This window comes from Nonomuraea maheshkhaliensis, from assembly GCF_039529435.1.
GTDB classification, from domain to species: Bacteria; Actinomycetota; Actinomycetes; order Streptosporangiales; family Streptosporangiaceae; genus Nonomuraea; species Nonomuraea maheshkhaliensis.
The window spans coordinates 24060-36360 of record NZ_BAAAMU010000102.1 but is presented as its reverse complement, the minus strand read 5'-3'; the positions used below and the strand labels follow the sequence as shown (position 1 = coordinate 36360).

The following is a 12301-nucleotide window of genomic DNA, read 5'->3' as shown; positions in this document are numbered from 1 at the left end:
CGCCGGCCCGCCGGCCGCCGTGCACGGCCCAGGCCAGCACGGGACCGGCCACCCAGGTCGCGGGCACGGGCAGGGTGCCGGCCTCGCCCTGGCCCGCGCCCTGCACGTACGGGCTGGCCAGCAGGCACGCCACCGTCACGACCAGGTCGGCGGCGAGCAGCGGCCACCGGCGCAGCGCCGCGCGGGAGTAGGCGAACGTGGCGCCCGCGGTCCACAGCGCCATCGCGCCGACGACCAGCCAGCCGAGCACCGGCCGCTCGTAGCCGCCGTGCTGGGCCATGAGGACCGCCGCGTACGCCAGCGAGGCGACGCGGAAGACGGCGATCGCCCGCCAGAACGGGCCCTCGATAGCCATGAGACTCTCTCACGTTTTCCGACTCACGGAGTTGACAGATAGTTTCGGTATCCATGCGAATAGGACAAGCCGGATGGCAGAATCCGGGGACCCCTAATGCAAGGAACCGATAGATGACCTCCGCCGTGAATCATTTCACCTATGGGTTGCTCACGCCGTTGCTCGCCTACGTCATGTCCTGCATCGGCTCGATGCTCGGGCTGCGGCTCACCGCGCAGGCGCACGCCTCGCGCGGCGGCGCCCGCGTGCGCTGGCTGCTGGGGGCGGCCGTCTCCATCGGGGGCACCGGCATCTGGGTCATGCACTTCATCGCGATGATGGGCTTCCAGGTGGAGGGCATCCAGATCAAGTACGACGTCTGGCTCACCGCGGCCTCGGCGGTGGTGGCCATCGTGGTCGTCGGCACCGGTCTGTTCCTGGTCTCCTACGGGCGCGGGCGCGCCCTCGCGCTGCTCGGCGGGGGCCTGCTCACGGGGCTCGGCGTGGCCTCCATGCACTACCTCGGCATGTACGCCATGAACATGTCCGCCCACGTCTCCTACGACCGCCTCACCGTGGGCCTGTCCGTGGCCATCGCCGTCGTGGCCGCCACGGTCGCGCTCTGGTTCACCCTCCGCGTCAAGCGGCCCATCTGGATCACCGGCGCCGCCCTCGTCATGGGCCTGGCGGTGGCCGGCATGCACTACACCGGCATGTACGCCATGCACGTCTCCGTCGACACCGAGACCACCCCCGTCTCCGGCGCCGACGCGCTCGACTTCCTGGTCCCGCTCATGACCGTGATCAGCCTGATCACCCTGACCATGCTGCTCATGGTGATCCTGTCGCCCTCGGAGGAGGAACTGCACGAGGACGCCGAGCTCGTGGCCAAGCTCGAACTGCGCCGCCGCACCGCCCAGCAGCAGCAGCTCACCTACCCCGCCCCGGTGGTGCCGCACCAGCAGCCGATGCAGGCCAGACGAAGGTAGTTGCGCGCGCGACGACTCCCTGTTCATACTCCCTTATCGGTGCGTAAGGGATGGGTGGGGGGCATGTCGCCGGTCGATCATTTCTCTTTCGGGCTGCTGACGCCCGTGCTCGCGTACGTCATGTCCAGCGTGGGGTCGATGCTCGGCCTCCTGCTGACCTCGCGCGCGCGGCTGATGGGCGGCCGCGAGGCCAAGTTCTGGCTGGTCGGCGCCGCGTTCGCGATCGGCGGCACCGGAATCTGGACGATGCACTTCATCGCCATGCTCGGCTTCTCCGTGCACGGCTCGGTGATCCGGTACGACGTGCCGCTCACGGCCGCCTCGGCGGTCATCGCCGTCGTCGTGGTGGGCATGGGGCTCTTCCTGGCCTCCCACGGCGCCACTCGGGGAGCCGCCCGCGGGAGCGAAGGGACTGGCTACCTGCTCGGCGGCGGCGTCCTGACCGGCCTCGGCGTGGCCGGCATGCACTACCTCGGCATGGCCGCGATGAACATGTCCGGCCTGGTCTCCTACGACCCGCTGATCGTCACGCTGTCGGTGCTGATCGCCATCGCGGCGGCCACGGTGGCGCTGTGGTTCACGCTGCGGGTCAGCGGCGCGCTGCGGATCGGCGGGGCGGCGCTGGTCATGGGCGTGGCCGTCTCGGGCATGCACTACACCGGGATGTACTCGATGTCGGTCTCCGCGCACACGGAGATGATGCCGGTCGCGGGCGCCCAGGCCGTCGACTTCCTGCTGCCGCTCATCGTGGGCATCAGCCTGATCACGGTCGGCCTGCTGCTCACCGTGATCCTGTCGCCGTCGGAGAAGGAGCTGCGCAGCGAGCAGGAGTACCGGCGGCGGCTGCACGCGCGCGACGACGAGGGCGCGCCGGAGGTGGATCTCTTCGGCACGCCCCGCGCTTGAGCTATGTGCTGGGTACGGCTTGCGACGCGTAGTGGGCCGCCGACTCGCTGCGGCGCAAGCCGTACCCCTTGGGGGTTGTAGCGGTAACCCCGCTGCCCCAGAAGGTACGGCCGCCCGCTTTCACCTCACTTACAACCGGCCGGAGAACGGCTAACCGAAGAAGACCTCCGCCTCGGAGTAGCGCGAGACGGGAACGGTCTTGAGCTCGGCCGTGGCCTCGTCGAGCCCGACCCGGACGATGTCGGTGCCGCGCAGCGCGACCATCTTGCCGTAGTCGCCCTCGTGGGCCGCGTCGATGGCCTGGAGGCCGAACCTAGTGGCCAGCACCCGGTCGTAGGCCGTGGGGGTGCCGCCGCGCTGGATGTGGCCGAGCACCGTGGTGCGGGCCTCCTTGCCGGTGCGCTTCTCGATCTCCTTGGCCAGCACCTCGCCGATGCCGCCGAGGCGTACGTGACCGAAGGCGTCGAGCGTGCCGGCCTGCAGCTCCATCTGGCCCTCGATCGGATGGGCGCCCTCGGCGACCACGATGATGGGCGAGTAACGGGTGCGGAAGCGGGACTCGACGTATTCGCAGACGCGGTCGATGTCGAACGGCTTCTCGGGGATGAGGATGACGTTCGCGCCGCCGGCCATGCCCGCGTGCAGGGCGATCCAGCCCGCGTGGCGGCCCATGACCTCGCAGATGAGCGCCCGGTGGTGGGACTCGGCGGTGGTGTGGAGCCGGTCGATGGCCTCCATCGCGATGTTGACCGCGGTGTCGAAGCCGAAGGTGTAGTCGGTGCCCGACAGGTCGTTGTCGATGGTCTTGGGCACGCCCACGACGTTGACGTCGCGGTCGTAGAGCTGTTTGGCGACGCCCAGGGTGTCTTCCCCGCCGATGGCGATCAGCGCGTCGACACCGGTCGAGGCGAGGTTCTCCTTGATCCGGTCGACCCCGCCCTCGATCTTGATCGGGTTGGTCCTGGAGGAGCCCAGGATGGTTCCTCCACGTGGCAGGATGCCGCGGACCGAGCCGATGTCCAGCGGCATCGTGTCGCCTTCCAAGGGGCCGCGCCAGCCGTCGCGGAAGCCGACGAACTCGTGGCCGTAGACACTCACCCCCTTACGCACCACTGCCCTGATCACGGCGTTCAGGCCGGGGCAGTCGCCGCCTCCGGTGAGCACTCCAATACGCATGGCGGGTTCCTCCCGATAGGGGGTCACGAACCAGAGCTTCATGTCAGACTCGCATTGTGCCCGCCCTCACACGCAGTGGTCTAGACCAAACGCCAGAGCCCGTGGCTAAACCCTGATTTGGCGGAGATTTCGTGCACGTGTCGGCCACCGACACCCCGGACAGCAGGGGTTATAGCCCTCGTTCTCCCCGAAAACGGGCAGGCTTTCCGGCCGGGCCCGCGGCGAAGCGGGTGAGCACGTTGGTCGTCGCGCGCCGGGTGAAGGCGGCGGCCGCCTCGGTGACGCCGTGGCCGCAGCGCCGGCCGCGCAGCGCGCACACCCAGCGCATCGTACCGGAGGCGAAGACCCCCGCCCCGCTCGGCGCCGTGTAGTACGTGCTGTGCGCGACGCTCGCCCGGCCGCCGCACGAGAACGGCGACTCGGCCAGCACCTGGACGTCACGCGGCGAGCCCCGCGAGACCCGGTCGGTCTCCACGCCCACCATCCCGGGAAAGCTGCGCCCCCTGGTCCCGGCGAAGATCCAGTGGCCCGGCCTGGTGACCCGGTAGGCGCCCTCGGCCGGGAAGCAGTCGTACATCTGCCCCACCAGCGCGCTCTCCGGCTTCGACTCGCGCCACAGGCGGCAGACGTCCTCCTTGTCGCAGACGACCTTCCTGCCGTCCATGGCGATGCGCCAGTAGACGGCGTTGGCGCCGAGGAAGGCGAGGTTCGTGCCGTGGTCCCTGGCCCTGGTGACCACCTGGCGCATGGCCGGCGACCAGTACTCGTCGTGGCCCAGCGACACCACCGCGCGGGCCCCGTCGAGCGCGCCCGGTTCGAGGTCGAGGCTCGTCAGGTACGCCAGCGGCACGCCGCTCGCCTCGGCCACGGCCAGGGCCTCCTTCTCGAAGTCGAGGAAGAGCCTGGCGCCGGTGCCGTCGTAGGGGCGGTCGAAGGTGACGGCGCGGGAGCGGTCCGCGTACCCGGAGGGGCCCGTGTAGAGGCTGCGCCCGCCCCACAGGTTGTACGCCTGCCAGGTGGTGACCGCGTTCACGATCACCACCCGCCCGGCGGTGGAGGCCGAGCGCACGGTGATCGGGACGTAGCGCTGGGCGCCGGTGGAGGCGTCGAGCCGGATGAGGTACGCCCCCTCGGCCCAGCCCGTGGTGTCCACGGTCAGCGACGGGGTCCAGTGGGCGGCGCTCACCGTGCCGCGTACGAGCCGCATCGGCGCCTGCCGCGTCCCCTCGACCCGCTCCGACTGCCACACCTTGGCCGGGTTCGCCCCCATGCGGAAGGCGCTGGCCGTGAAGCGCGGCGCGGTCGTGGAGACGCGCAGGCCGAACCGCTCTCCCGGCAGGACGCTCACCCGGTCGGCGTACCCCTCGATCTCGTGCTCGGCGCCGGACCGGGTGATCCGCCACGACTCCTGCACGTCCGGCCGGTCCGGCTCGGCGGCCGGCGCCGCCCTCGGGAGCGGCGGGGCGGCGGGCGGCGGCTCGCCGCAGGAGGCGACCAGGAGGACCAGGGCGAGAAAGATCTTGCGCACGAGGCCATGGTCGCCTCCCTCCGGTGCCGGGAGCTCCGCATTGGCGAAGTGATTACCGGATCAGCACGCAGGCCGGACTCTCCACCTCGTACCTCTCTCCCGAGGGCTCGGGGACGCCGTCGCGCAGCGTGAAGATCGTGACCTCGCGCGAGTTCTGGTTGGCCACGTACAGGCGGTCCCCGTCGATCGCGAAGTGCCTGGGCCAGTCGCCGCCCGAGGGCACCTCGGCGACCGGCGACAGGTCGGCGGCGCGCAGCACCGCGATCGTGTTCGGGCCGCGGTTGGCGACGTAGACGAGGTCGCCGTCGAGCTGCAGGTGGGAGGGGGCGTTGTCGCCCTCGTGGCGGGAGGCGGGCACGGTCGTGCGGCGCTCGCCGTCGATCAGGGTGACGGTGCCGTCGAGCTCGCCCGCCACGTAGAGTCGCGAGCCGGAGAAGGCGTAGTGGCGCGGCCCCGTGCCGGGCGGCAGGGTGATCGGCTCCAGCGCGGTGCCGTCGTAGCGGTAGCGGCGGATCTCGTCGGTGCCGAGGTCGGAGACGTGCACGACTCCGTCATGGAAGACGGCCTGGTGGGCGTGCGGGCCCTCCTGGCGGCCCTTGTCGGGGCCCGAGCCCTCGTGGCGCAGCACGATCGGCTCGCCCGCGAACGCGCCCCGCTCGTCGAGGCGGTAGAGGGTGGCGGTGCCGTCGCCGTAGTTGGCCACCGCGAGCAGGCCGCCCTCGGGCGCCACGGCGACGTGGCAGGGGTAGGAGCCCTCGCTGGGGCGCTCGTCGAGGGGGCCGAGGTCGCTCCCGTCGGCCTGGAAGGCGGTGAGCCAGCCGCGTTCGAGCTCGCCCACGGCGTACAGGACGGGCTGGGAGGGATGGGCGGCCAGGAACGACGGTGACGTCACCCTGGTGAGCCCGCCGCCGACCGTGACGATGCCCGGGCCGTATCCGCCTATGCGCACGTACTTCACAGCGGGGATCCTCCTATGGTTGACTGTGGCAATGAGTTCGTTGACGGAAGCAAGGGTCTCTGAGGTGAGAGCCTTCAACCGGTTCTATACGAAGGTGATCGGCGCGCTCCAGGCCGGGATGCTCGACTCGCCGTATTCGCTCACCGAGGCCAGGGTGCTGTTCGAGCTCGCGCAGACCGAGCGGATGGAGACCGGCGAGCTGCGCGGCCTGCTCGGTCTCGACGCCGGCTACCTCAGCCGCATCCTGACCCGCTTCGAGGCCGACGGGCTGATCACCCGCGAGCGCTCAGCCGCCGACGCGCGCAAGCAGCTCGTCCGGCTCACCCGGTCCGGCGACGAGGTCTTCGCCGGGCTCGACGCCCGCTCCGCCGAGGCGATCGGCCGGCTGATGGCCGGCCTTGCCGAGGCCGACCAGGAGCGGCTGGTGTCGAGCATGGCTTCGATCAGGTCCCTGCTGAGCGAGGCGGAGCGGGAACGCGAGCCGTACGTGATCAGGCCGCCGCGCCCGGGCGACCTCGGCTGGGTCGTGGAGCGACACGGGGCGCTCTACAGCTCCGAGTACGGCTGGGGCATCGAGTTCGAGCAGCTCGTCGCCAGGATCGTCGGCGAGCTCGATCTCACCCGCGACACCGGCTGGATCGCCGAGTCCGGCGGCCGACGGGTCGGGTGCGTCTTCTACGTGCGCCAGGACGAGACCACCGCCAAGCTGCGCATGCTGCTGGTCGAGCCGTCCGCGCGGGGCCTGGGCCTGGGGCGGCGGCTCGTGGAGGAGTGTTTGCGGCACGCGCGGGCCGAGGGCTGCAAGCGGATCGTGCTGTGGACCCGCGACAGCCTGGTGAGCGCGCGGCGCATCTATCAGGCGGCGGGGTTCGAGCTGGAGTCGCAGGAGGAGGGGGTGGAGAACGGGGTGCCGGTCAACGAGCAGATGTGGTCACTCGACCTCCACCCCACCGCCTGAATCGGGTCGCGTCACGCGCGCAACGCGCCCGCCACCGGCTGACCCGCCTCGCGTCAGGCGTGCAAGGCAGCCTTGCGCCAGGCGCAACAGAGGTCCCGCCCTCCTCTGAGCCGACTGGCGTGAGGCACGGAAAGGCCCGCCGCCTCTGAGGCGGCTCGCGTCAGGGGCGGAGGGGCCCGCCGCCCCTGAACCGGTTGCCGTCAGGTACGGAGGGGGCCACCTCTGAACCGGCCGGCTCGGGTCAGGGGCGGAAGGGGCCCGCCACCTCGAACGTGTGACCTTCCGTGCGGCCACGCCTGGCCGAGAAGTAGAGCCGCTCGCCGCCGGGCGAGAAGGCCAGTCCGGTCAGCTCGGCACCGTCGTAGCCCTCCAGCCGCAGGAACGGGGTCACCGCGCGGTCGGGCGCGATGACGTCGATCTCCGCGCACTCCCTGGCGACGTAGAGGTCTCCTGACGGGGCGGCGGTGATGGCCCGCACGCCCTCGCAGAGCCGGTCGAGCGACGAAGTCTGGGCGTCGTAGGCCCACAGCCCGGTGTCGCCCTTGGTGGTGAAGTAGCAGACCCCGCCCGCGTAGTGGCAGCCGTCGCCGCCGTCGAAGTGGCGGGCGTCGTCGACCTGGTGGCGGGCCTCCTTGAGCAGAGCCGCGGGCGACGGCACCGCCTGCCAGCGGCCGGAGCCGCACAGGACCTCCAGCGTGCCCTCGGTCAGGTCACCCCAGTCGCCCGGCCGGAACCGGTAGAAGCAGCCGTCGGGCTCGTCCTCGGTCATGTAGATGACGCGCCGCTCTGGGTCGCAGGCGGCGGCCTCGTGCTTGAACCGGCCCATGGACAGGCGCGGACGCGCGGCCCGCGCTCCGTAGGGGTCGCATTCGAACACGCGGCCCCGGTGGCCGAGCTCGCACGACAACCAGGTGTGCCACGGCGTCGCGCCGCCCGCGCAGTTGAGATCGGTGCCCGACAGGATGCGGTAGGCGTCGGCGACACTGCCGTCGGCGCGGAAGCGCAACGCGGAGGCGCCGCCGAGCAGGGGCAGCTCGGAGTTGGACACGTAGATCCAGCCAGCTCCGTCGGGGAAACAGGCGCCGCCGTCGGGCGCCGCGTGCCACGTCAGGCCGGCGACCTTGTCGCCCGAGCGGGCCACGACCCTGCCGGTGAACCCCGGGGGCAGCGCGAGCCCGCCGGGTCCGGTCAGGCCGAGCGGTCCGTACGGGCTGATGCCGCCCGCCAAGAGCGGGCCCGTGCGGAGGAGAGTCTTGCGGGACATCGTTGGGCCTCCCTCTAGGTGCCACGCTAGTCGACCGCACCGACATGAATGGCAGGGACTCGCGAGTTCAAACTCTGCGCAAACCCCGAAGCCCGCCCCCGGCACGCGAAACCCACCACGGGCTTCTGGCCACCGGGCATCCGAAACCCCCGCCCGGACGTCCGGCCGCCACGCATGCGAAACCCGGCACGGACCTCCAACCGCCGGACCTCCAAAGCCGACACGGACCTTGAAGCGCCCGGACCCCCGAAATGCAGACGCGGGCCTGCGGGTGCCGGGCATGCGAGAGCCCGGGCTCGCGAGCCCGGGCTCTCCGCCCCGTATCAGCGCTGGGCCTGGAACATCCAGTGCTGCTTGTCCAGTTCCTGCGTCACCGCGATCAGCAGATCCTGGCTGACCGGGTCGGCCTCCTCGGTGGCCCGGATGCGCTCGTACATGCGCTTGCTGATGCCGTCGAGGATGTCCGTCATCGTCGCCGCCACCTTGCCGTCCTCGATCCAGCCGCTCTCCGGCTGAGGCAGCTTCGTGGAACGCGAGACCGTGGCGGAACGGCCGTCCGGGCTGATCCCGAGGGCGACGGCGCGTTCGGCGATGGTGTCCATGTGGGTTCTGGCCAGCTGGGTGACCTCGTCGAGCTGGAGGTGGAGCGCGCGGAAGTGGGAACCGACGAGGTTCCAGTGCGCCTGCTTGGCGACCAGGGACAGATCGATCAGATCCACCAGGGCGCCTTGGAGCGCTTCCGCGACGGTGTTCTTTGCATCGCCCGAAAGTGGGCCGGTGATCGTAGCCATGCTGTATCTCCTCCCCGAGGGATGAGCTTTACACCTGGATCAACCTCCTCTAGCCCGTGGTTCTTCCCACATACGGCTAGTTGACAGTGCAATAGTGACAGTGTCAGTGTGGTCGTATGAGCGACACCTGGACGATCGGCGAGCTGGCCGAGCACGCGGCGCGCGCCCTGCGCGACAGCGCGCCGCCTCCTGCCAACGGCCGGGTCCGCGACGTGCCCGGGGAGCGGCTGATCAGGTGGTACACGACCATCGGCCTGGTCGACCCGCCCCTGACCCGACGCGGCCGGATCGCCCGCTACGGGCGGCGGCACCTGCTCCAGCTGGTGGCGGTGAAACGGCTACAGGCCGCCGGCCGGTCGATCGCCGAGATCCAGGTGGCCCTGGCGGGGGCGACGGACCACATGCTGGAGTCAGCGGCCCGCCTTGGCCCCGCTCCTGCCCCCATGCCCGGCGCCCTCCCCGGCAGCAACACCCACCACGCCGCCGCCCACCTCGACAGCACTCTCCGAGACAACACCTGCCCGGCTACCGCCTCCCCCGGCAGCGCGCCCTCGGACAGCACATCCCTGGATGGCGCATCTCTTGAGGACAGGCCCGTGGAAGGGGGCCTGGCCGACCGCGAAGGCGGTAGGCGGGCGACGCGCGGACGGTTCTGGGTCAAACGGCCGGAGACGGCGGGCGCCCCGGAGACGGCGAGCGGGCCGGACGCGCCAAAGGTTGCGGGCGCGGCGAAGGCTGCGGGCGCATCGGACCGGAAGGCGGCGGCGCCGCGGCGGGACTGGGCCGGTGGTGGGGTGGTCACGGGGATCAGGCTGGGCGACGGAGTGCGGCTCGTGCTGGACGCGGGGCGGGTCCCGTCGGACGAGGACGTTCAGGCGGTGCTGGCGGCGGCGGGACCGCTGCTCGCGGTGCTCGAAGAGAGGGAGCTGATATGAAGATCACTTCGCTGGAGCCCGCGCGGTGCCTGCCGGTGCCGGACGCCGGGTTCGGCGCGCTGCTGACCGAGCGCGGCAACCTGCCGCTGGAGAGCGTGGACGTGGCCGCGGACATCTCGGGACTCATCGCCGGGGTCGAGGTCACGCAGGGGTTCAGGAACCCGTTCGACGTCACGCTGGAGGCCACGTACGTCTTCCCGCTGCCCGACCGCGCGGCCGTCACCGCGTTCCGGATGGAGGCCGACGACCGGGTGGTCGAGGGCGTGCTCAAGGAGCGCGGCCAGGCCAGGGCCGACTACGACCAGGCGCTGCGCGAGGGCAGGCGGGCGGCCATCGCCGAGGAGGAGCGGCCCGACGTGTTCACGATCAGGGTGGGCAACATCCTGCCCGGCGAACGCGTCACGGTCACGCTGTCGATGAGCCAGCCGCTGCCGTACGAGGACGGCGCGGCCACGTTCAGGTTCCCGCTGGTCGTGGCGCCGCGCTACATCCCCGGCAGGCCGATCGACGGGCCGCCGGCCGGTGACGGCACGGCGCCCGACACCGGCGCGGTCCCCGACGCCTCCAGGATCAGCCCTCCCGTGCTGCTGCCCGGCTTCCCCGACCCGGTGCGGCTGTCGCTGACCGCGCGCGTGGCCGCCGCCGGTCTGGAGCTGCGCGAGCTGGCCTCCAGCCTGCACGTCGTGGAGGAGGAGACCGGCGGTCCCGATCAGGCGACCCGTACGGTACGCGTGCGTCCCGGCGAGCGGCTCGACCGTGACTTCGTGCTGCGGCTGTCGTTCGACGCCTGCACGGCGTTGCAGCTCGACGGCCGGGGCACGTTCGCGCTCACCGTGCTCCCGCCGCCGCTGGAGGCTCCGCGCGCCCCGCGCGACCTGGTGCTGCTGCTCGACCGGTCCGGCAGCATGGGCGGCTGGAAGATGGTGTGCGCCCGGCGGGCGGCCGCGCGCATCGTCGACACGCTGACGCCGCAGGACCGGTTCGCGGTGCTGACCTTCGACTCGGTGGTGGAGCAGGCGTTCGAGGGGATGGCGCAGGCGTCCGACCGCAACCGCTACCGCGCGGTCGAGCACCTGTCGCGGGTGGACGCGCGCGGCGGCACCGAGGTGCTGGAGCCGCTGCGCCAGGCCATCGCCCTGCTGGACGGCGAGAGCGGCCGCGAACGCGTCGTGGTGCTGGTCACCGACGGCCAGGTGGGCAACGAGGACCAGATCCTGGAGCAGGCGGGCGGCGCGCTGTCGGCCATGCGCGTGCACACGGTCGGCATCGACAGGGCCGTGAACGCCGGGTTCCTCGGCCGGCTGGCCGGGCTCGGCGCGGGCCGGTGCGAGCTGGTCGAGTCGGAGGACCGGCTCGACGCGGCCATGGAGCACATCCACCGCAGGATCGGCGCGCCGCTGGTCACCGACCTGGAGATCAAGGAGCTCGACGTCGAACCCGGCACGGTCACCCATCTCGGGTCGATCTTCCCCGGGGTGCCGCTGCGCGCGTACGGGCGCTACCGCGAGGGCTCGTCGGTCACCGTACGCGGGATGGCCTCGGGCGCGCCGTGGGAGGCGCGGGCCGAGGGCGTGACGGTGGACAACCCGGCCGTCCGCGCCGTCTGGGCCCGCGCCCACCTGCGCGAGCTGGAGGACCGTTACGCCATGGGCGAGCACGGTCTGGAGGACACGATCGTGCGCACGTCGCTCGAGTACGGCGTGCTCTGCCGCTTCACCGCGTACGTGGCCGTCGACACCCGGCAGGTCGCCGGCGAGGGGCCGCGGCACCGGGTGATCCAGCCGGTCGAGCCGCCGAGCGGCTGGGAGATGCCGGCGCCGCCGCCGATGGGCGGCAGTTTCGCGGCCGGCGTGATGCTGGCCGCGGCCCCCGCACCACCGCCTCGGATGCGCATGCCGTCGGCGCCGGGGCTGGCCGAACTGGACCAGGGGTTCGCCGGCGGCGCCGGACCGGCCCGCGGACCCGTGCCCGGCGCGCCGGGAAGCGGGCCCTTGTTCGGCGGGCCGTCCGTACCCGCCCCTCCCCAGGTGGGGAGAGGCGGGGGCGGGGCCGCGGGCGGGCGCGCCGGACACCGGCTGGAGTCGGTACGTCCCCAGCTGGCCGCCGAGCTGGACCGCCTCAACGCCCTGCCGCTGCCCGACCCGCTGTACCTGGCCGACCTGGGCACCCGGCTGGCGGCGCTGGCGGCCTACCTCGGGGGCCACGAGGAGCTGGAGCGGCTGGCCGGCGAACTGGAGGCGGCGGAGCGGCCGGGGGCCGACGCGCGGGCACTGCACGACCGCGCCGTCGAGCTCCTGACCAGGCTCCTCGGCGTCGACCGCCCGTCCCCCGGCTCGGGGGCCGGCACCGGTCCTGACTTCGGCCCCGGCCTCGGCCCAGGCCGCCGCGGATCCGGCGATGACTCTCGGTCCGAATCCGACGGGAGGCGGCGCAGGCCGTTCTGGAAGCGCGGCTGACATCAC

At 72.1% G+C, this 12301-nt stretch carries 11 protein-coding genes; 5 read left to right on the top strand and 6 right to left on the bottom strand.

All coding sequences use genetic code 11. The annotated features are described in order from the left end of the window. A partial coding sequence (locus ABFX54_RS42630; protein WP_346112629.1) for a DUF5931 domain-containing protein occupies window positions 1-355 on the bottom strand: 355 nt, incomplete at its 3' end. Between the two features lie 113 nt (window positions 356-468). On the opposite strand from ABFX54_RS42630, the gene ABFX54_RS42625 reads away from it, so the two are divergent. Continuing rightward, window positions 469-1323: an MHYT domain-containing protein gene (locus ABFX54_RS42625; protein WP_346112628.1), complete on the top strand. Its 855-nt coding sequence runs from the start codon at window positions 469-471 to the stop codon at window positions 1321-1323. A gap of 63 nt (window positions 1324-1386) precedes the next feature. Beyond that, window positions 1387-2229 (top strand): MHYT domain-containing protein, encoded by an 843-nt coding sequence (locus ABFX54_RS42620; RefSeq protein WP_346112627.1) that lies wholly within the window; start codon window positions 1387-1389, stop codon window positions 2227-2229. A gap of 150 nt (window positions 2230-2379) precedes the next feature. On the opposite strand, the gene ABFX54_RS42615 is transcribed toward ABFX54_RS42620, so the two are convergent. From ABFX54_RS42615 to ABFX54_RS42605, 3 genes are all read right to left on the bottom strand, one after another. Then, window positions 2380-3405, bottom strand: coding sequence for a 6-phosphofructokinase (locus ABFX54_RS42615; RefSeq protein ID WP_346112626.1), 1026 nt, complete (start codon window positions 3403-3405; stop codon window positions 2380-2382). Window positions 3406-3574: 169 nt separating this feature from the next. Continuing rightward, window positions 3575-4933 carry a N,N-dimethylformamidase beta subunit family domain-containing protein gene (locus ABFX54_RS42610; protein ID WP_346112625.1) on the bottom strand — a complete coding sequence of 453 codons (1359 nt, stop codon included), beginning with the start codon at window positions 4931-4933 and terminating at the stop codon, window positions 3575-3577. Window positions 4934-4985: 52 nt separating this feature from the next. Then, window positions 4986-5891, bottom strand: a complete 906-nt coding sequence (locus ABFX54_RS42605) for a lactonase family protein (protein ID WP_346112624.1) — start codon at window positions 5889-5891, stop codon at window positions 4986-4988. 64 nt (window positions 5892-5955) lie between these two features. Here ABFX54_RS42605 and ABFX54_RS42600 point away from each other — a divergent pair, with 64 nt between their 5' ends. Next, on the top strand, window positions 5956-6849 hold the full coding sequence (locus tag ABFX54_RS42600) for a bifunctional helix-turn-helix transcriptional regulator/GNAT family N-acetyltransferase (protein WP_346112623.1): 894 nt from the start codon (window positions 5956-5958) through the stop codon (window positions 6847-6849). 241 nt (window positions 6850-7090) lie between these two features. On the opposite strand, the gene ABFX54_RS42595 is transcribed toward ABFX54_RS42600, so the two are convergent. Further along, a complete protein-coding gene (locus ABFX54_RS42595; RefSeq protein ID WP_346112622.1) occupies window positions 7091-8113 on the bottom strand; it encodes an alkaline phosphatase PhoX in 1023 nt (340 codons plus the stop codon). A gap of 323 nt (window positions 8114-8436) precedes the next feature. After that, window positions 8437-8904 carry a Dps family protein gene (locus ABFX54_RS42590; RefSeq protein WP_346112621.1) on the bottom strand — a complete coding sequence of 156 codons (468 nt, stop codon included), beginning with the start codon at window positions 8902-8904 and terminating at the stop codon, window positions 8437-8439. 116 nt (window positions 8905-9020) lie between these two features. Here ABFX54_RS42590 and ABFX54_RS42585 point away from each other — a divergent pair, with 116 nt between their 5' ends. Together ABFX54_RS42585 and ABFX54_RS42580 are read left to right on the top strand one after the other, a co-directional pair. Next, window positions 9021-9839 carry a helix-turn-helix domain-containing protein gene (locus tag ABFX54_RS42585; protein WP_346112620.1) on the top strand — a complete coding sequence of 273 codons (819 nt, stop codon included), beginning with the start codon at window positions 9021-9023 and terminating at the stop codon, window positions 9837-9839. Then, the gene (locus tag ABFX54_RS42580; protein ID WP_346112619.1) at window positions 9836-12295 is read left to right on the top strand and encodes a VIT domain-containing protein; all 2460 of its coding nucleotides are present in this window, start codon (window positions 9836-9838) and stop codon (window positions 12293-12295) included. Before ABFX54_RS42585 ends, ABFX54_RS42580 begins: the two co-directional genes overlap by 4 nt. The last annotated feature ends 6 nt before the right edge of the window (window positions 12296-12301 follow it).

What these genes read in the sequence shown, in the direction of transcription:
- ABFX54_RS42590 (WP_346112621.1), bottom strand. Translation starts at nt 8,904, where the DNA reads ATGGCTACGATCACCGGCCCACTTTCGGGCGATGCAAAGAACACCGTC.
- ABFX54_RS42595 (WP_346112622.1), bottom strand. Translation starts at nt 8,113, where the DNA reads ATGTCCCGCAAGACTCTCCTCCGCACGGGCCCGCTCTTGGCGGGCGGC.
- ABFX54_RS42625 (WP_346112628.1), top strand. Translation starts at nt 469, where the DNA reads ATGACCTCCGCCGTGAATCATTTCACCTATGGGTTGCTCACGCCGTTG.
- ABFX54_RS42615 (WP_346112626.1), bottom strand. Translation starts at nt 3,405, where the DNA reads ATGCGTATTGGAGTGCTCACCGGAGGCGGCGACTGCCCCGGCCTGAAC.
- ABFX54_RS42580 (WP_346112619.1), top strand. Translation starts at nt 9,836, where the DNA reads ATGAAGATCACTTCGCTGGAGCCCGCGCGGTGCCTGCCGGTGCCGGAC.
- ABFX54_RS42620 (WP_346112627.1), top strand. Translation starts at nt 1,387, where the DNA reads ATGTCGCCGGTCGATCATTTCTCTTTCGGGCTGCTGACGCCCGTGCTC.
- ABFX54_RS42585 (WP_346112620.1), top strand. Translation starts at nt 9,021, where the DNA reads ATGAGCGACACCTGGACGATCGGCGAGCTGGCCGAGCACGCGGCGCGC.